This is a genomic window from Variovorax paradoxus (assembly GCA_016806145.1).
Classification (GTDB): Bacteria; Pseudomonadota; Gammaproteobacteria; order Burkholderiales; family Burkholderiaceae_C; genus Variovorax.
Genome location: CP063166.1, coordinates 2,953,200 through 2,969,036, shown reverse-complemented (window position 1 = coordinate 2,969,036; position 15,837 = coordinate 2,953,200). Strand labels below are relative to the sequence as shown.

The 15,837-nt window shown below is 66.5% G+C and carries 25 protein-coding genes; 18 read left to right on the top strand and 7 right to left on the bottom strand.

Features of this window, described 5'->3' with window-relative positions; genetic code table 11:
* From INQ48_13830 to INQ48_13815, 4 genes are all read right to left on the bottom strand, one after another.
* Entirely contained in the window at positions 1 to 2,643 is a 2,643-nt protein-coding gene (locus tag INQ48_13830; protein ID QRF60223.1) for a DNA methylase N-4, read from the bottom strand.
* A complete protein-coding gene (locus INQ48_13825; GenBank protein QRF60222.1) occupies positions 2,640 to 2,972 on the bottom strand; it encodes a hypothetical protein in 333 nt (110 codons plus the stop codon). Before INQ48_13825 ends, INQ48_13830 begins: the two co-directional genes overlap by 4 nt.
* Positions 2,969 to 3,313: an XRE family transcriptional regulator gene (locus INQ48_13820; protein QRF60221.1), complete on the bottom strand. Its 345-nt coding sequence runs from the start codon at positions 3,311 to 3,313 to the stop codon at positions 2,969 to 2,971. The genes INQ48_13825 and INQ48_13820 overlap by 4 nt, the downstream gene beginning before the upstream one ends.
* Positions 3,314 to 3,523: 210 nt before the next feature.
* Complete coding sequence (locus INQ48_13815; protein QRF60220.1) at positions 3,524 to 3,697, bottom strand: hypothetical protein; 174 nt, start codon at positions 3,695 to 3,697, stop codon at positions 3,524 to 3,526.
* Positions 3,698 to 3,779: 82 nt separating this feature from the next.
* On the opposite strand from INQ48_13815, the gene INQ48_13810 reads away from it, so the two are divergent.
* A complete protein-coding gene (locus tag INQ48_13810; GenBank protein QRF60219.1) occupies positions 3,780 to 4,040 on the top strand; it encodes a hypothetical protein in 261 nt (86 codons plus the stop codon).
* A gap of 11 nt (positions 4,041 to 4,051) precedes the next feature.
* Here the strand turns inward: INQ48_13810 and INQ48_13805 are convergent, their stop codons facing one another.
* A complete protein-coding gene (locus INQ48_13805; GenBank protein QRF60218.1) occupies positions 4,052 to 4,279 on the bottom strand; it encodes a hypothetical protein in 228 nt (75 codons plus the stop codon).
* A 3-nt stretch (positions 4,280 to 4,282) separates the two neighbouring features.
* Entirely contained in the window at positions 4,283 to 4,501 is a 219-nt protein-coding gene (locus tag INQ48_13800) for a hypothetical protein (GenBank protein QRF60217.1), read from the bottom strand.
* 75 nt (positions 4,502 to 4,576) lie between these two features.
* Between INQ48_13800 and INQ48_13795 the strand changes: the two genes are divergently transcribed.
* From INQ48_13795 to INQ48_13780, 4 genes are all read left to right on the top strand, one after another.
* Complete coding sequence (locus tag INQ48_13795; GenBank protein ID QRF60216.1) at positions 4,577 to 5,245, top strand: LexA family transcriptional regulator; 669 nt, start codon at positions 4,577 to 4,579, stop codon at positions 5,243 to 5,245.
* Positions 5,246 to 5,259: 14 nt separating this feature from the next.
* On the top strand, positions 5,260 to 5,904 hold the full coding sequence (locus INQ48_13790; GenBank protein ID QRF60215.1) for a DUF4124 domain-containing protein: 645 nt from the start codon (positions 5,260 to 5,262) through the stop codon (positions 5,902 to 5,904).
* Positions 5,905 to 5,938: 34 nt separating this feature from the next.
* A complete protein-coding gene (locus tag INQ48_13785) occupies positions 5,939 to 6,526 on the top strand; it encodes a helix-turn-helix domain-containing protein (GenBank protein QRF60214.1) in 588 nt (195 codons plus the stop codon).
* Positions 6,527 to 6,716: 190 nt separating this feature from the next.
* Positions 6,717 to 7,238 carry a pilin gene (locus tag INQ48_13780; protein ID QRF60213.1) on the top strand — a complete coding sequence of 174 codons (522 nt, stop codon included), beginning with the start codon at positions 6,717 to 6,719 and terminating at the stop codon, positions 7,236 to 7,238.
* Between the two features lie 220 nt (positions 7,239 to 7,458).
* Here the strand turns inward: INQ48_13780 and INQ48_13775 are convergent, their stop codons facing one another.
* Positions 7,459 to 7,740 carry a hypothetical protein gene (locus INQ48_13775; protein ID QRF60212.1) on the bottom strand — a complete coding sequence of 94 codons (282 nt, stop codon included), beginning with the start codon at positions 7,738 to 7,740 and terminating at the stop codon, positions 7,459 to 7,461.
* Between the two features lie 165 nt (positions 7,741 to 7,905).
* Here INQ48_13775 and INQ48_13770 point away from each other — a divergent pair, with 165 nt between their 5' ends.
* The 13 genes from INQ48_13770 to INQ48_13710 all read left to right on the top strand — a co-directional run bounded on the left by INQ48_13770 (position 7,906) and on the right by INQ48_13710 (position 15,834).
* A complete protein-coding gene (locus tag INQ48_13770; protein QRF60211.1) occupies positions 7,906 to 8,463 on the top strand; it encodes a hypothetical protein in 558 nt (185 codons plus the stop codon).
* Positions 8,463 to 8,678 (top strand): hypothetical protein, encoded by a 216-nt coding sequence (locus tag INQ48_13765; protein ID QRF60210.1) that lies wholly within the window; start codon positions 8,463 to 8,465, stop codon positions 8,676 to 8,678. Before INQ48_13770 ends, INQ48_13765 begins: the two co-directional genes overlap by 1 nt.
* Positions 8,675 to 8,842: a hypothetical protein gene (locus INQ48_13760; protein ID QRF60209.1), complete on the top strand. Its 168-nt coding sequence runs from the start codon at positions 8,675 to 8,677 to the stop codon at positions 8,840 to 8,842. Before INQ48_13765 ends, INQ48_13760 begins: the two co-directional genes overlap by 4 nt.
* Complete coding sequence (locus INQ48_13755) at positions 8,839 to 9,291, top strand: hypothetical protein (GenBank protein QRF60208.1); 453 nt, start codon at positions 8,839 to 8,841, stop codon at positions 9,289 to 9,291. Before INQ48_13760 ends, INQ48_13755 begins: the two co-directional genes overlap by 4 nt.
* Positions 9,288 to 9,773 carry a hypothetical protein gene (locus INQ48_13750; GenBank protein ID QRF60207.1) on the top strand — a complete coding sequence of 162 codons (486 nt, stop codon included), beginning with the start codon at positions 9,288 to 9,290 and terminating at the stop codon, positions 9,771 to 9,773. Before INQ48_13755 ends, INQ48_13750 begins: the two co-directional genes overlap by 4 nt.
* Positions 9,770 to 9,949 carry a hypothetical protein gene (locus tag INQ48_13745; GenBank protein ID QRF60977.1) on the top strand — a complete coding sequence of 60 codons (180 nt, stop codon included), beginning with the start codon at positions 9,770 to 9,772 and terminating at the stop codon, positions 9,947 to 9,949. The genes INQ48_13750 and INQ48_13745 overlap by 4 nt, the downstream gene beginning before the upstream one ends.
* Before the next feature lie 99 nt (positions 9,950 to 10,048).
* Positions 10,049 to 10,240: a hypothetical protein gene (locus tag INQ48_13740; GenBank protein ID QRF60206.1), complete on the top strand. Its 192-nt coding sequence runs from the start codon at positions 10,049 to 10,051 to the stop codon at positions 10,238 to 10,240.
* A gap of 47 nt (positions 10,241 to 10,287) precedes the next feature.
* Complete coding sequence (locus INQ48_13735; protein ID QRF60724.1) at positions 10,288 to 11,085, top strand: PD-(D/E)XK nuclease family protein; 798 nt, start codon at positions 10,288 to 10,290, stop codon at positions 11,083 to 11,085.
* Positions 11,086 to 11,109: 24 nt separating this feature from the next.
* The gene (locus INQ48_13730; protein ID QRF60205.1) at positions 11,110 to 12,351 is read left to right on the top strand and encodes a hypothetical protein; all 1,242 of its coding nucleotides are present in this window, start codon (positions 11,110 to 11,112) and stop codon (positions 12,349 to 12,351) included.
* Between the two features lie 11 nt (positions 12,352 to 12,362).
* Complete coding sequence (locus tag INQ48_13725) at positions 12,363 to 14,105, top strand: AAA family ATPase (GenBank protein QRF60204.1); 1,743 nt, start codon at positions 12,363 to 12,365, stop codon at positions 14,103 to 14,105.
* Entirely contained in the window at positions 14,102 to 14,719 is a 618-nt protein-coding gene (locus INQ48_13720) for a 3'-5' exonuclease (GenBank protein QRF60203.1), read from the top strand. Before INQ48_13725 ends, INQ48_13720 begins: the two co-directional genes overlap by 4 nt.
* Before the next feature lie 2 nt (positions 14,720 to 14,721).
* Positions 14,722 to 14,961, top strand: coding sequence for a hypothetical protein (locus INQ48_13715; protein QRF60202.1), 240 nt, complete (start codon positions 14,722 to 14,724; stop codon positions 14,959 to 14,961).
* A gap of 120 nt (positions 14,962 to 15,081) precedes the next feature.
* The gene (locus INQ48_13710; GenBank protein ID QRF60201.1) at positions 15,082 to 15,834 is read left to right on the top strand and encodes a hypothetical protein; all 753 of its coding nucleotides are present in this window, start codon (positions 15,082 to 15,084) and stop codon (positions 15,832 to 15,834) included.
* The last annotated feature ends 3 nt before the right edge of the window (positions 15,835 to 15,837 follow it).

Genomic DNA, 15,837 nt, shown 5'->3' with positions numbered 1-15,837 from the left:
TCATGCGACCTCCGCGGCGGAATCGACCTCGATGAGGTCGAACAGGCTGGGCGTGCTGAGCTCGCGCGCCATGGACTCGCAGAAGAGCACGCCGTCGGCGAAGTAGCTGGGGCTGAGCTCGCAGCCTCGGCCGCGCCGCCCGAGCTTCATGGCCCGGTACGGCACCGTCATCAGGCCGCCGAAGGGGTCGTAGACCTCGTCGCCGGCATTCGAGTACTGGGTGATCGCTCGGTCCGCGATGTCGAACTGCATCGGGCACAAGTGCATCTCGCGCCCGGCCGCCGACTGGGCGTTGTTCAGGGTCTGCATCCGCGTGATGTCAGTCCAGACGTCGTCGTGCCAGGACTGCGGCTGCAGCAGCATGAATGAGGGCGGGAGCATGCCCTTGGCGGCCAGCGCCTCGCCGATCCGCACGTCGTGCTCGAAGTCGAAGACCTCGCGCAGCGAGTGCGCCTTGAACAGCTTGAAAATCACGTCGGCCGGCATGCCGACCAGGTCCTCGGGCTGCAGCAGCCGGTCGCCGCTCGAGCGCGTGAAGCCATGCGCGTCGACCTGCCAGCGCGCGCGCGAGTACTTCGCCTTGTCCTTCACCACCGGCACATCGGCGTAGCCGCGGGAGGCGTCCGTCGGTGCCTTGCGGAACAGCAGCAGGTACTCGTTCATGCCGAAGCCCATGCGCGAGCCGTCTTTGCACTGCTCGGTCCAGCCCAGGCGGTAGGTCTGCGAGTTTTCGCGCACCACGTCAGTCACGATCGTTTTGCGGCCAACGAAGTGGAAGCCGTGCCGACGGAAGCACGCCACGGTGTCGAGGTCGAAGGGGTACTCGGTCTGGAATCCGACGCCAGCCACCATGCCGCTGGGCACGATGCGGTTCTTGACGTGGATGGCGGCCACCCGTCCGGGCTGCAGCACGCGCAGCAGCTCCGGCACCAGGAAGTCCATCTGCTCGAAGAAGTGCTCGTTGGTGTCGGTGTGCCCGAAGTCCGCGTAGTTCGGCGAGTACTCGTACTGCGTCGAGAACGGGATCGACGTCAGGATCAGGCCGACGCTGTCCGAGGGCATGCGGCGGGTCTCCTGCACGCAGTCCTCGTTGACCAGCGTGTAGCCCGGGCCCGCGACTTCGACACGCGGCACGCCCATTGCGCGCGCCAGGGTCTGGGCCATCGCGATGCGCGACAGCCCGTAGGTGCGAATGATCTCGCTCATTTTTTGCCTCAGCTCGATGTCTTGTTGCCACTTCCGCTCGAGGTTGCGGCGCACCTCCCGCTCGGCTTCCGTGTAGATCAGGTCGACGCGCACCGTGTGCTCCTGCAGGAAGCGCTGCACGCGGTGGATCGCCTGGATGAAGTCCTTGAACTTGTGGCCAATGCCCAGGAACACCTCCCAGTGGCAATGCCGCTGGAAGTTGCAGCCGGCGCCCAGCATCACGGGCTTGCCCGCCAGCTCGCGGATGCGGCCATTCGCGAACGCGATGACCGAGGCCTCGCGCTCCTCCAGCTCCTGCGAGCCGTAAACGGTGACCACCTCCGGCATGGCGCGCTCGATCGCGTGGCGCTCGGCCTCGAGGTCGTGCCAGATCACGCGGTGCGCCGCGGGGTCCTCGGCGCGGATCTCCTGCAGCTTGGCCAGCCGGGCCGGCAGGCTGTCGCGCTTCTCGCGCGCGGCATCGACGACGCCGATGGCCTGGTGCTTGAACATCAGGCCCTGGCCGCGCGAGTCGGCGCCGGCCTCGCTGTGGTCGCTCGGGATCTCGTGCCAGCGGACATCGAGCTCCGGCAGCACGTAGCCCTCATCGGAGAAGCTCGGGTCGAGATCCGACGGCAACTGCACGAAGAGCGCCCAGCTCGCCATCCACAGCCAGAACTCGCGCTCCTTGTGCGGGTGGATCGTGAGCTGGTCGGCTTTCTCGCTGTTGCGCTTGAAGAAGCGCGTCTTGGCCTGGCCGACGTCCATCACGCCGAGGTAGGCGCAGTACGCCAGCAGCTCGACATACTCGTTCGGGCTCGGGGTCGCCGTGGCCACGAAGCGGTACGGCACGCCGCCGCGGCGCACGCGCCGGTGCATGTTGCGCCGGTCATCGCCAGCGAACAGCGCCATGAACTCGCGGAACGTCTTGCTGCCGCCGAAGCCGCGCAGGCAGTCGGCCTCGTCGAGGCTGGTCACGGTGAAGTTCTCGGGGTCCAGCTTCCCGTCGCGCACCGTCTCGTAGTTCGTGAGGTAGATGCCCTCGGGGTCGTCGCACTCATCGATTGAGCGCACGAACTTCAGCTTGGGCACGCGGCCCGGGCCCGCGGCCTGCCACGCGACCAGCTCGGCGCGCTGCGCGTCCGAGAACTTCGGGTCGTCGCCGGTGGCCAGCTTGAGTGCGTCGATCAGGAATTCCTGGCGCACGCCCAGCGGCAGCACGATCAGGCCCATGCCGCCGGCGTGGTTGCGCACGATGCGCACGATCTCGATCTGGTCGAAGGTCTTGCCGAGGCCGAAGCGCTTGAAGATGGCGCGGCGCCCGCCGGCCACGGCCCAGCGCACGGTCGCTCGCTGGAACGGCGCCAGCAGCGGGTTCACGTCGCTGTCGGTGATCTCGAAGCCCAGCGACTGCGCGACCTGGACCTTGGAGCGGAGGAACTCCGAGTACTCCATCACGCGGCTCCCCACACCGTCGCGAGCGCCGGCCGCGCGCGAATCGCGGCGGCCACCATCGTTTCGCCCATCACCGGCTCGGCCGGCGGCGGTGCCAGCAGCGCGCGGCCGGCGGATGTGGCGAGGAAGAAGGCCTGGTCTCGATTCGGCGCGTCGGGGTTCGCGCGCTCGATCAGGCCGCGCGCCTTGAGGTGCGAGGTCTTCGCCATGAGCAGCCGGTACGGGATGCCGGTGATCGCCGACATCTGGGTGTAGCTGACACCCGTGCCGTCGAGCGGCGCGTGCTCGTGGATGGCGCGCAGCAGCGCCAGGAGCTTACCGCTGGCGCTCATGCCGCGGCCCGCAGGAAGGACATCTCCTCGACCACCGCCAGCTTCGCGCCGACGTTGTGCCACTGGGAGATGGCGGTATTGCCGCAGGCCCACTCGAAGCCGCGCACGGCCCAGCCGGGCAGATCGCGCTGGCGCTTGCTGTCGCGCAGGTAGGTGGTGACGTGCGGCGCGTAGAGGCCGGCGCGCTCGGCGAGCTGCGACTTCGTCATGTTGCGCACACGGCGCAACTCCCAGCAGAGCTTCACCGCGTCGCGGTAGGTGGTGCATTTGGCGATCAATCTCGGGTCCACGACGCTTGGCGCGTCGAGCCTCCCCAGCAGCGCGAGCTGCAGCTGTTCCATAGGTGCCTCTATGAAGAAATCAAATGGGATTACCTGTTGAATGACCCGTTGGCGCGGGGCAAAACTGAAGGCATGCCGAACCCGAAAAACATGCCCTTTCTGACGTGCCCGAACGCCTTTGCCGATGCCTTGGGAGGCACCCCGCTGGCAAGCAGCGCGAGCGACGGAAACGTCAGAAAAGACACGGATGGCTGGGCGCATATCGGTGACCTAGCGCTTGCACTGCTCGAGCGCCTTCACGCCGAGCAGCGCCGCGTCGCGGGCGCGGCGCCGGCGTGCGACGTCATCGAGATAGAGGCCGCCGATGCAGGCGGCGATCACCAGGCCGCCGACGAAGAACAGGGCCTGCACGCCGACGGGAAGCTGGTTGATGAGGTCGAACATGGGTCAGACCTCCGAGGTGTCCGCGCCCTCGCGGGGCAGAATCCGAGTCACCACAACTTGGACCCCGCGAGGGGCGGACAAAATGGACGACCAGACGAAGAGGGAAATCGACGATCTCAGGCGGTTCGCCCGGTCGCTGATGGCACGGCAGAACGCGACAGAGGCAGTGCTCCACCACCTCATCTCCAAGCTGCCCGACCGCGAGGGGATATACAGGCTTCTACCGACCCTTTTGGAGCAGTTCGACGCGTCGTCGCTAAACCAGCCGATCGAAGACGCGCAGCTCGCAGTGATGCGAGAGACGTTCAACCGCCTTCTGACGCGGCCGAGCGATTTGGACTGATTCGCCACGATTCAATCCGGCTTTGCTGGACTCGGCTCGTCCGCGCAGCAAAAGACGCAGATACGAACCGCGCGCAGGTCACCCGGCCAGCGCGACTTGGCGAAGAAGTGCCCGATCCGGGCGCACTCGGCTTGCAGCCGAGTCCGCTCGACTGCGATGCGTGCCTCCTCTTCTCGATATGCAGCGCTGCGTTTGCGGCCCAGCTGCTCCAGGGCGTCGATTACGTCTTGGTGCGTCATGACTCAGGCCGCCTGCTGGGTGGAGTCGTCGGGGGCCGTGCGTGCGCGGACCATTTCCTCGAGGGTGACGGTCCCATGGGAGAAGTCGCGCACCTTCAACTTGAACTTGTCGGGGACACCGTCATCGGCCATCTGCGTGATGCGGCCAGTGGACACGCCTAGGTGTTTCGCAAGGGCCGTCGCGCGGCCCCGCTTCTCGTTGAGCCATGGTTTGAGGTGCATGGCTTGAACTTTAGGTCAACCTAAACCGATAGGTCAAGGTTTTTCTAAAGTCAACTTGTTTACGCTCTCCTAAAGATGGACGAGATGACCAAGCACCGGAAGCGCCGACTGCGAGCGCTGATTGACGCTGCGCCGTACAACGGCAGCCAGCTCGAGTTCTCTCGCGCGGCAAACCTTTCTGAAGGCCGAATCTCCCAGCTGCTCGATTCCCGTCTTGCCTTTGGGGAACGTTCGGCGCGCAAGATCGAACTCGAACTCCGCCTTCCCGATCGGTACTTCGAAACCGGCTTCGATGATCGAGGGCCGCTTGACGATGAAGAAGAGGAGTTCGTGCAGGTCCGCCGCGCGGACGTGAAGTTCTCGAACGGCACCGGCCAGATCGTCTATCACGTTGAGGACAAGCCGCCGCTGTCTTTTCGAGCAGACTTTCTTCGAAAGTTGGGCATCCCCGCGGGGCGCGCCGTGGTCGTGGAAGCCGTCGGCAATAGCAACGAAGACAAGATCCGTGACGGAGCTGTCGTACTTGTCAACACCTCCGACAACAGCAACCTCAACGGTCGATTCTTTGCGTTTCGAGTGGACGGCGAGTTGCTGATCAAGCGGCTCACGAAGATGCCTGGCGTTGGGGTCGTGGCGACCGCAGAGAATTCCAATTTCAGCCCGAAGGTCAAGATCTACGCCGAAGCCGAGGAACTCGATTTCGAGGTGCTTGGGCACGCGGTCTGGACGGGCACCCTTCTCTAGCCAAGAGGTGATGAATGCCCCATCGGATCGCCATCGCCGCTCTCTTTATCTGCATGGCTTCAGGTGCTGCGGCTCAAGTCCATCGATGTGTGGACGCGGCCGGGAAAACGTCCTTTAGCGATCAGCCCTGCCCCACCGGTTCAAAGAGTGCTGTCCGCGTGCTCGGCGCTAACGCTACCGACCGCCGATGGGAGAACGAGGTCTATGGGCGTGAGCGGAACATGCGGAGCATCGAGAACGCCTCTCGGAGCATTCAGGAGCCAACGAGCGATGGGATGGTAGGCGGCCCGGCCATGATGGGCGCGCCAACTCAGCGCGGCCAGCTCGAGCCGATGCACCCACCGAGCGTTGCAGTGGACGCCGAGGGCTGCGACACCGTCTCTCCTCGTCGCGGCTGCTACGGCGGGGAGAGAAACCGCAACCCCAACTGGTCCGCGCGACGCGGCTACTACGGCGGTGGCGGGCCGGCGGATCAGCAATACGAGCGCGAGCAACAGGAGCGCGCAGCATCGGCGCCGGGCCCGCTGGTAGGGTGCGATGCCTCCGGCTGCTGGGGAAGCCAGAACGGAGTCCGCTACAACCGGGTCGCAGGCGGCAACCTCCAAGGCACTGACGGCCGCTTCTGCGTGCGCGGCGCCGGCAACACCTTCAGCTGCTAGTGATCACACTCACCCCGCGATTGCCCATTCTTTCATGGCCGAATCTAAAGTCCCGAACCTCAAGAGCATGCGCAATGCTCGCCAGTTAACGCAAGGTCAGTTGGCCGCGGCCGTCGGCGTCAATACTCGCACCGTCCTTCGATGGGAAAACGGCGACGGAGAACCTGGCGTTTCAGAGCTTTCCGCGCTTGCCAAGTTCTTCAGCGTTTCCGTAGATCAACTCGTCAGTGACTTGTTGGTCTTGGCCCCGACGGAGCTCGCCCCCACGATCAAGAACCTGAGCGACCGCGACCTCGACATGTGGGTCGCCAAATCGCTCGGGCAACGCGTCCGATTCGTTGATGTGGGTCTTGTTTACTACGAAGATGGCCACGGGGAGCGCCCTGTCCCGCGCTTCAGCACTGAGTGGGAGCATGGCGGCCCCCTGCTCGAGCACAACCGAATACACCTCATGCCCGTTACGGCCGGTGGCATGTTCGATGGCGCCCATCTCGATCGCGCCGGCTGGCTTGCCCGCTGCGGCGACCACGCCATAACCGCGTGGGGCACTACCGCGCTGGAAGCAGGTATGCGGGCGCTTGTGTCTGTAACGCTGGGTCGTCGCGCACGGTCGTCCATTTGACATTTTTGTCGAGTCCGTTTCTTTTTGTGTCAAATGTTGCGACATTGAGTGCTCTGGACACTGTGAAGTCCACCTGCTTCTGAGAACTTTTGCTGTCTTTCCCGCCTACGGCCCGCCTGGCACGCGCCCTGCAAAGAACCTTGCAGCCGGGGGAGGGCCTCCGGTTAAGACCACCCAACAGAGGATTCTCATGAACCGTCGTACTCTCGCTCGCCGCGCACAAGCCGGCTTTACGCTGATCGAACTGATGATCGTTGTGGCGATCATCGGCATCCTGGCCGCAATCGCACTGCCGCAGTACCAAAACTACACGGCGCGCGCGCAGACCACGGAAGCGATGAACCTGCTTGCCGGCCTGAAGACCCCCGTCATGGACATCTCCGGCAGCAATGGTCTGGCGCAAGCCTGCAGCACCAACGCGGCAGTGGACGCGACGACTGGCGCTAACCCCACCCCCGCAATCCCTGCTGGCGCCCTGAACGAAGCCAACAACTTCACGCTGAAGGGTAAGTACGTTAACGGCATCGTGGCCACAGCGACCTCCACGACCTGCGCCCTGGTGGCGACGTTTAAGACGGAAGGCGTCAATGACAAGCTGAAGGGCAAGACCATCACCTTCACTTACACCGCTGCGAATGCCGATTGGGCGTGCACTTCCAACCTGGAAGAGTCGGTCCGTCCGAAGACCTGCTCGCAGGGTTCGGCTACTTAACAGTCAGTCGCTAGCGCTCGTTCGGCATGCCGAGCGATCTCGTTGAGCCGCCTTCGGGCGGCTTTGTCGTTTGCGGCCGTCTTGCTCCCGGGATTCGGGTGCCGCGAATTGCATTGCTGTGTGAAATGGGGGCGCCCCTCAGCGAGAGCCCGATACCTAGAGGGTGACGGCGGCCACATCGACCAGATGCAGATCCACCAGCCCGCTCCGGCGGGCTTTTTTACGCCTGCGGCACGCCGAACCCGAACCCAAACAGCCCTTCCTTCCGCTTGGGCGGTGGCGCTTCCGGATCCTCCTCGCGCGGCCCGACCGCCAGATCTTCGACCAACCCTTGCAGCTGTACTAGGCCGGCCGCCATTGCCGCGCTGTAGTCCTTGGCGGCCTCCTCCTGCTCGTCGACGGCTGACCACTTGCCGTCGGGTGTGAGCTCCCCTATGCACCAGCGGTAGGCCTTGCTGGCGGACTGGATGACGGTGACGGCCAAATGGCGAAGGGCAGACATGTCTGACATCTTCGGCCGTTCCCGGAACGCAGACCGTCAGACGTCGTCGCACTGTCTCAGCCACTGAAGCACCTCAGACAAGTCAAACGTAGATTTCTTTAGGTTTTCCTTGACTCTTTACTTTAGGTTCATCTAAAGTGCAGCCCATCAACACAGGAGATGGGCATGACGAAATTCATCAGCTGCGCCGAAACCGCGAAGCTCATTCGCAAGGCGCTCAAGGAAGCGTTCCCCGGGGTCAAGTTCTCGGTCCGCTCGGACGTCTACAGCGGCGGCGCCAGCGTCCGCGTGCGCTGGACTGACGGGCCGAACGAGAAGCAGGTCGAAGCCGTCGCGCACGTCTTCAAGGGCTCCTACTTCGACGGCTCGATCGACCTGAAGGGCAGCACCTACGCCATGGTCGACGGCGAGCAGGTGCACTTCGGCGCCGACTACGTGTTCTGCAACCGCGATTGCTCCGACGCGCTGGTCGACAAGGCGATCGCGGCGGTGTGCCGCTTCTGGGGTATCCCGCTGGTGGCCACGGCGCACGACTTCCGCCGCGGCCTGCTCAACGGCATGAATCCGGGCAACTACGGCGAGGACATGACGCGGCTGGTGCACCGGCAGCTCGCCAAGATGAGCGACCGCCTCAAGGTCTGCAAGGCGCCGACGGCCGCCAAGGTGATCTACCTCGGCAACGATGGCCACAGCAACGTCGGCGCCCTCTCGGTTGAAGCGTGATGAGCCGCTTCACGCAGTCCAACCTTTCGCGGCGCCGTGACGCGCGCCGCGAGCGCGCCGAGGTCAAGCGCCACCCCGACGCCTTCGAGTTCTCCGAAGAGCAGCTCGCTGCCTTCGACAGCGCCTACGCGGCCGCCAAGGACAGCGGCCTCCTCCAGCAGGACCAGCAGCGCAGCGCGCTCGAGCTGGACCTCCGCCACGGTGGTGCGCTGTGAACGGCCCGCACTTCCTCTTCGACAGCATGCACGTGCTGGCGGGCGCGGTGAAGGCCGCGATCAGCGTGCAGACGGTGGATGGCGATGCCGCGGCGCGGCTGTTCGCCATTCACTTCGCCCAGCGCGAGCTGGACCTCTCGCAGCGCAACGGGCGGACCGCATGAACACCGTCGGCACATTCCAATCGCGCCGCTGGGGCCAAGTCACGGTCCTGCGGGGGCACTACCAACGCGCTGACGGCCCCGTCGCCGTGCAGCTCGTGACCGATGAGGGTCCCCTCGCGACGCTGAGCGTCAACATGTACAGGCCGGAGTGCTCGCACGACTCGAGCCGCCTGCCCGCCGACTGCTTCTACGTGAAGCAATGGGAAGAGAACGAGGCCATCGCTGACGAGGCCTTCGCCAGTGGATTGTTTGTTCTGCGCGAGGACCTCGGGACCGCACAGAGCGGCTACGTCACGGCGCCAGTTTGGCAGATCAAGTCCCAGGAGCGCGCGCCCGTCGAGCGCGGCGCCCAGGCCGCCGAGCACAAGCCGAACCGCTGCCCGCACTGCGGCGATTGGCTCGGTGAGCACGACCGGGACTGCATCAAAGCACGCAGGGGTGTCGCATGAGCCGCACGATCGCCGAGCAGTTGGCACCGCTTCGTCCGAAGCGTACATCGCCAGTCACGCCGTGGGCCCCATCGCGCCGCGCCGTTGCACGGGTGTCGAACCCGCTGCCCGTACCCGAGATATGTCCGCACTGCGGCTCTCGGGTCTGGATCGGCTCAAACGCAACGATCTACGGCCGCGAGTACGGCGAGTGGCCCTGGGCTTTGATGTGCACCGGCTGCGACTCCTATGTCGGCCTGCATCCTTTCACCGGTATTCCACTCGGAACGCTGGCCACGCCTGAGATTCGCCGCGCGCGAAAGGCTGCGAAGCAAGTCTTCAACCCGCTCTGGCAGCAGGGCTCCATGACGCGCAGCGAGGCCTATGCATGGCTCGCCAGCGCGCTCGGCATCGCTGACGTCGAGCAGTGCCACATCGGGTGGTTCGACGTGGCGCAGTGCGCCGCGGTCGTGGCTGCCGTCAACGCGAGGAAGCCATCGTGATCCGCAAACTCTTCTCCCCCTTCGCGCCGCTCACTGCGGAGCGCATCGCGCGCCAGCAGCTGCAGCAGGCCCAGCAGGCACGCCTCGAGCACCAGGCCGCGGCCGAGCACCACAAAGCGCTCGCCGACATGTACGCCGCGCGCGAACAGCGCCTGAGCCAAGAGGTCCGCGCGTGAGCCGCCTCGAGCAGACCCTCGCCGACATCGCCCTCTTCATCGCGGGTCTGGTCGGGTTCGTGGTCGCCATCGCCTTCAACAACTACCACTGAGACCGCCATGGCCGTTCGCATCGCAGTCGACAACACGCGCGGCCCGCGCGCCGCCGCGTTCCCCCCGGACACGCCCGAGCCCATCGCGCAGCCCTACGCCGCGATCGACGCCCTCCTCACCTTGGCGCGTCGCGCCTTCTTCGTCGCCGCCGCCTGCATCGCAGCGGCCGGCGTCCTCCTCCACTTCTTCTATCGCTGAAAGGTCCCGCACTCGTGAACACCACCGACACCAGGCCCCTCGCGGTCGTGCGCGCCAGCTCCTGGCCCAGCCTTTTCGACTGCTCGTACAAATGGTATTGGCAGAACATCTTCGGCCTGCGCAGCCTCTCGGGCGGCGCCGCGCATCTCGGCACGGCCGTGCACGTCGGCACCGCGGCCTACGACCAGTCCATCCTGGACGGCAAGTTCATTTCGGTCACCGATGCTGTTGACGCCTCGCGCGCAGCCCTGGCCGCGCCGGAGAACGAGGTCGCTTGGGATGAAGGTCTCACCCCGGCCCTTGCTGACACCTACGCAGTCAAGCTCACGGCGCGCTACTGCAACGACATCGCGCCGACGCGCACCTACACAGCGGTGGAAGTGAAGTGCACGGCGCTCGACATCGCGACGAAGCACGGCACCGTGCGCGTCACCGGCACCACGGACCGCGTGCGACAGCTGCAGGATGGCCGCAAGGGCATATCCGACGTGAAGACTGGCAGCCGCGCGACCGAGATCCTTGAGCGCGGCGGCCGGCGCGCAGTGACGAAGGGCCACCACATTCAGCTCGGCATCTACACGCTGATGGCTGAGCAGGCAACTGGCGAGCGCCTGGACGGCCCCGCCGAAATCATCGGCCTGCAGACCACCAAGGAAACGCCCTGTGCTACGGGCGAGATCGCCGACGTGAAGACCCCGCTACTCGGCGACGACAAGACGCCCGGGCTCATCGAGATCGCGGCCGGCATGTTGAAGAGCGGCGTGTTCCCGCCGAACCCGAAGTCGACGCTGTGCTCGCGCAAGTACTGCCCGGCATACGCCTCGCACTGCAAGTTCCACGACTGACCCCCACTCGAAGAAGGAAAAGCCATGTCTGCAACAGCAACCGTGGCGGCCCCGGCCGTCAACACCGCCAGCGTCCAACAACTGCGCCAGCAGCAGCACCAGGTCGCCACCGTGCCCGATCCTGCTGATCACGTCGTCAGCATGTTCTCGCTGCGAGGCTTCGAGCTGGCGCAGCGTATCGCTCGCGCGCTGTCGACCTCCAACGCCGTGCCGGCCGCCTTCCGGCAGTTCACCGAGAAGAAGGGTCGCGACGGCAATGTCGAGATGGTCGAGAACCCGTCGGCGCTCGGCAATTGCCTGATCGCGATCGAGGTCGCGCAGTCGGTGGGCATGAGCATCGCCGCGGTGATGCAGAACGCGAACGTGATCGAAGGTCGGCTGACCTGGAGCGGCCAATACAAGATCGCCGCCATCAACGCCAGCGGCCGCTTCACGCCCCTGCGCTTCGACGTGAAGAACAAGGGCGTGATCAAGGCCACCTACCGGGAGAAGCAGGGCTGGAACCGCCAGCTCAATCGCTACGACTTCAAGGACATCAGCGTCGAGGTCGAGAACCTGGAATGCGTTGCCTGGGCCCTCCCCGGCAATGTGGCCTTCCCGCCGCAGATCCGCACGCTCGACCAAGCCAAGGCCGCGAATCTGCCGGTGATCGAGTCCGCACCCGTGAGCATGCGGCTCGCGGTCGAGGAAGGCTGGTACGGGAAGTCCGGCTCGAAGTGGCAGACCGAGATGCGGCACCTCATGCTGCAGTACCGGGCCGGCAGCTTCTTCGGGAACATCCACGCCCCCGACATCGTCATGGGCATGGGCCGCACCACGGAAGAGACACAGGACGCGATCGTGCTCGATGTCGACCACGAGGGCCGCGTGACCGGCGTCTCGGTCGAGGACCTGAGCACCCAGCCCGTGCGAGGCGCTGAGGTCGTGCAGAAGAACACCGCAGAGGACTCGCGCGACGAGCGGGGCCCCGGCGCCGTCGACGAGCCGGCCGCCGCATCCGGTGCCGCCGCCGGCGCCACGCAGCCCGCGGGCCTGGACGTCGACGCCTTCTCCGAGAAGCTGGCCGCCTGCAAGGACCAGGACACGCTCGACGCAGCAATGGACAGCCTGCGCGCCCTGAACCCCACCGAGGAGCAGCGCGCCGTTCTCAGCGACGTCTACCAGCGCCGCGCCACCGAACTCGAGGGCGCGCCTGCCGCCCCCGCCGCGCCGGCACCGGCGCCCACCAGCCGCCGCGCCCGCGGCGCGGCTCCCTCCGTCGACTGAGCACCACCACCATGAAGATCACCCACATCACCGCCGAGAACTTCCTCGGCATCCGCCGCGCCGACGTCGCGCTCGATCGGCCCATCACCCTCTTCGGCGGCGGCAACTACGCCGGGAAGAGCAGCCTGCAGGAAGCCGTGCGCATGGCGCTCACCGGCGAGACGGTCCGCGTCGAGCTGAAGAAGGAATACGCCGCGCTCGTGAACGATGGCGAGAAGAACGGCTTCGCCGAGGTCTGCATCGGCGAGGAGACCGCGAGCATCGTGCTGCCCAGCGGCAAGGCATCGCGCAGCAATGGCTTCACGCCGCCGGCCGCCCTGCCCTACGTGCTCGACGCGCAGCGCTTCAGCAGCATGGACGACAAGGCGCGCCGCGCCTTCCTCTTCGGGCTGATGGGCATCAAGATCACCCCGGAGACGGTGTCCCAGCGCCTGCTCGCCGCCGGCCACGACAAAGCCCGCGTCGATCGCGTGGCGCCAACGCTGCGCGCCGGCTTCGACGCCGCATGCACCGAGGCGAAGTCCAAGGCCACCGAGGCCAAGGGCGCGTGGCGCGCGCTCACGGGAGAGACCTACGGCTCGGTGAAGGCCGCCAGCTGGGCCGCGCCCGCCGTCTCGACCGACCCGGCCGCGCTCACAGCCGCGCAGCAGCAGCTCGCCGACGCCGACAAGCAGATCGCCGAGGCCAACCAAGCGCTCGGCGCGCTGCAGGCCGACATGCGCACCCACACCGCGCGCGAGGCTCGCATCGAGGCGCTCCGCGCGCCGGCCGAGCGCGTGGCGCGCGTCGAAACGAAGCTCGCGGCCGACGAGAAGGATCTGGCCGGCTGGGAAGCCAAGGTGCAAGAGGCCGAAGCCAAGGCTGCCGGCGCGGCGCCGACGCAGCCCCTGACCTGCCCGCATTGCCGCGGCCTGGTCGAACTGGCCGGCGGCGAGCTGAAGGCCCACACCGTGCCCGATGGAGTCCGCGACGAAGAAGCCGCTGCCGCGCTGCCTGAGCTAGTCCGCTCGCGCGAGCTGCTGCGCTCCGCAGTCGCCAACGACAAGCGCGACCTGCAAGCCGCGCGCGACGCCGCCGTCGAGCTCAAGACGCTCACCGAGGGCGAGCAGCCCGCCGCGCCGAAGCAGTCCGACATCGACGCCGCGACGCAAGGGCTGGCCACGCTGCGGCAGAAGCGCGCCAACGCCGCGGCCGAGGTCGCCAAGCTCGAGGCGCTCGTGCAGGCCGGCAAGGAAGCGGCATCGAAGACCGCCACCGCGGCCGGCCACCACGCCGACGTCGTCGCCTGGGACGCCCTCGCGGCCGACCTCGCACCCGACGGCATCCCGGGCCAGATGCTCGCCGAGGCGCTCGACCCGATCAACACGCGCCTGCAGCAGAGCTCCCTCGACGCGGAATGGCTGCGCATCGGCATCTCGGCGGACATGTCGATCACGTGCCTGACGCCGGGCGGCAGCGCGCGCGAGTACCGGCTGCTGAGCGAGTCCGAGCGCTGGCGCGCCGACGCCATGGTGGCCGAGGCGATCAGCTTCCAGTCCGGCCTGAAGCTGCTGGTGCTCGATCGCTTCGATGTGCTCGACGCCCAGGGCCGCGGCGACCTGCTGCTGTGGCTCGACGTGCTCGCCCAGAACGGCGAGCTCGACACCGCGCTCCTCTTCGGCACGCTGAAGGCGCTGCCCTCCGACCTCCCCGCGACCGTCGCGGCCGAGTGGATCAACAACGGCCACGTCGGCCAACTCAAGGAAGCAGCATGAAACTCGCCCTCTTCTACGACTTCGAGACCCAGGCGCTGCCGCTCTTCAATGAGCCAAGCGAGCACCCCGGCCAGCCGCATTTCGTGCAGGTCGGCGCCGAGCTGGTCGACCTCGAGACGCAGCGCGTCTACAGCACGCTGGACGTCGTCGTGAAGCCCGACGGCTGGACGATTCCCGACGAGACCGCCGAAATCCACGGCATCACCACCGACCTCGCGCTGCAGGTCGGCATCCCCGAGCACATTGCGCTGCGCATGCTGCTGTCGATGTGGCGCCGCGCCGAGATCCGCATTGGCCACAACGAATCGTTCGACGCCCGGATCGCGCGCATCGCGTGCATGCGCTTTCTGGATGCCGAGACGGCCGACGAGTGGAAGGCCGGCAAGGCCGCGTGCACCCAGCTGATCAGCACGCCGATCCTCAAGCTGCCGCCCACGGCCAAGATGAAGGCGGCCAAGCGCTTCCACCACAAGAGCGCGAACCTCGGCGAAGCCTACGAGTTCTTCACCGGCAAGAAGCTCGAGGGCGCGCACAGCGCGATCGTCGACGTGCGCGCGGCCCAGGTCGTCTACTTCGCGGCCACCGGCGCTGCGGCCGAACTGATCGCGGCCTGATCGTGGAGCACCTCGAGTTCTGGCTGGTGTGGAGTCCCGAGGGGGAGCGTCCCCCTCGCCACGAGCACCACAGCGCGAAGGCCGCGGCCGACGAAGCGGAGCGGCTCGCCACGGTGTACCCGGGCAAATCGTTCTACGTGCTGCACGCGACCGAGATGCGGCGCACCGCCGACGCGCCCGTCGAGGCCTGCACGCTGCTGAAGCGGCCCGAGCCCGAGCTCGACGACGACATCCCGTTCTGACACCCCTTTTCGGGCGATTCGAGCCGGCCGGGCTCCCTCCTCCTCCCTCCTCCTCCATTCCCGGCCGGCCCGCGCGAGCGGCGCCCTCTTTCATTCCCGCCAACCCAAAGGAGCTACTCCATGTTTTCTCTCCCCGAGTTCACGAAGGTCAAGATACTCGACGTCACCCTGCTGAGCCAGAAGAACCGGCCGCCAGGCGCGAACCCGGGCGTGCGCCTCAACATGCAGGCCGACCTTCCGAATTACGTGCTGTCGCACTTCGACGGCGCGCTGCGCACCGCGTTCTTTACGAAGAGCGAGGCCGCTGCCAACAGCGCGAAGGACAAGCGGCAGACCCTGCCCGGCGTCGAAGAGATCAGCGACCTGCCGCACCTCACCGCGATGGCTCGCCACATTAAGAAGGTGTCGTGGTCCGAGAAGCTGACCGGCTACCGCGGCGAGATCGATCACGGCATGGGCGGAAAATCCAACCTGCCGGTGACCGATGCCTCGCTCGACAACTGGCGCTTCCAGGCCAAGGAAGGCGGCACCGTGGCGGCGTGGTGGAGCCTCGAGATGGTCGACGTGCCGAAGATGGTGCTGGCCGAGCTCGCGATGCTCAAGAGCCGCGAGGTGCCGATCAAACTGCTCGAGCCCGAAGTGCGCCAGCAGCAGCTCGACGACGCAGACACCGAAGCGAATTCCGCTGCCAGCGCGCCGGCGGCTGCCTCGAAGCCCGAAGGCGAGCAGCAGCAGGCCGCGGACGGCGGCCCCTGGCCGTTCCCGAACGATGCTCCGAAGGACCCGCCCAAGGACGACGCGCCGGCCACCGCCAGCCGCCGCAAGGGCGGCAAAACGGCCGAAGAGATCTTCGCCGACACGTCGAAGGACTGAGCC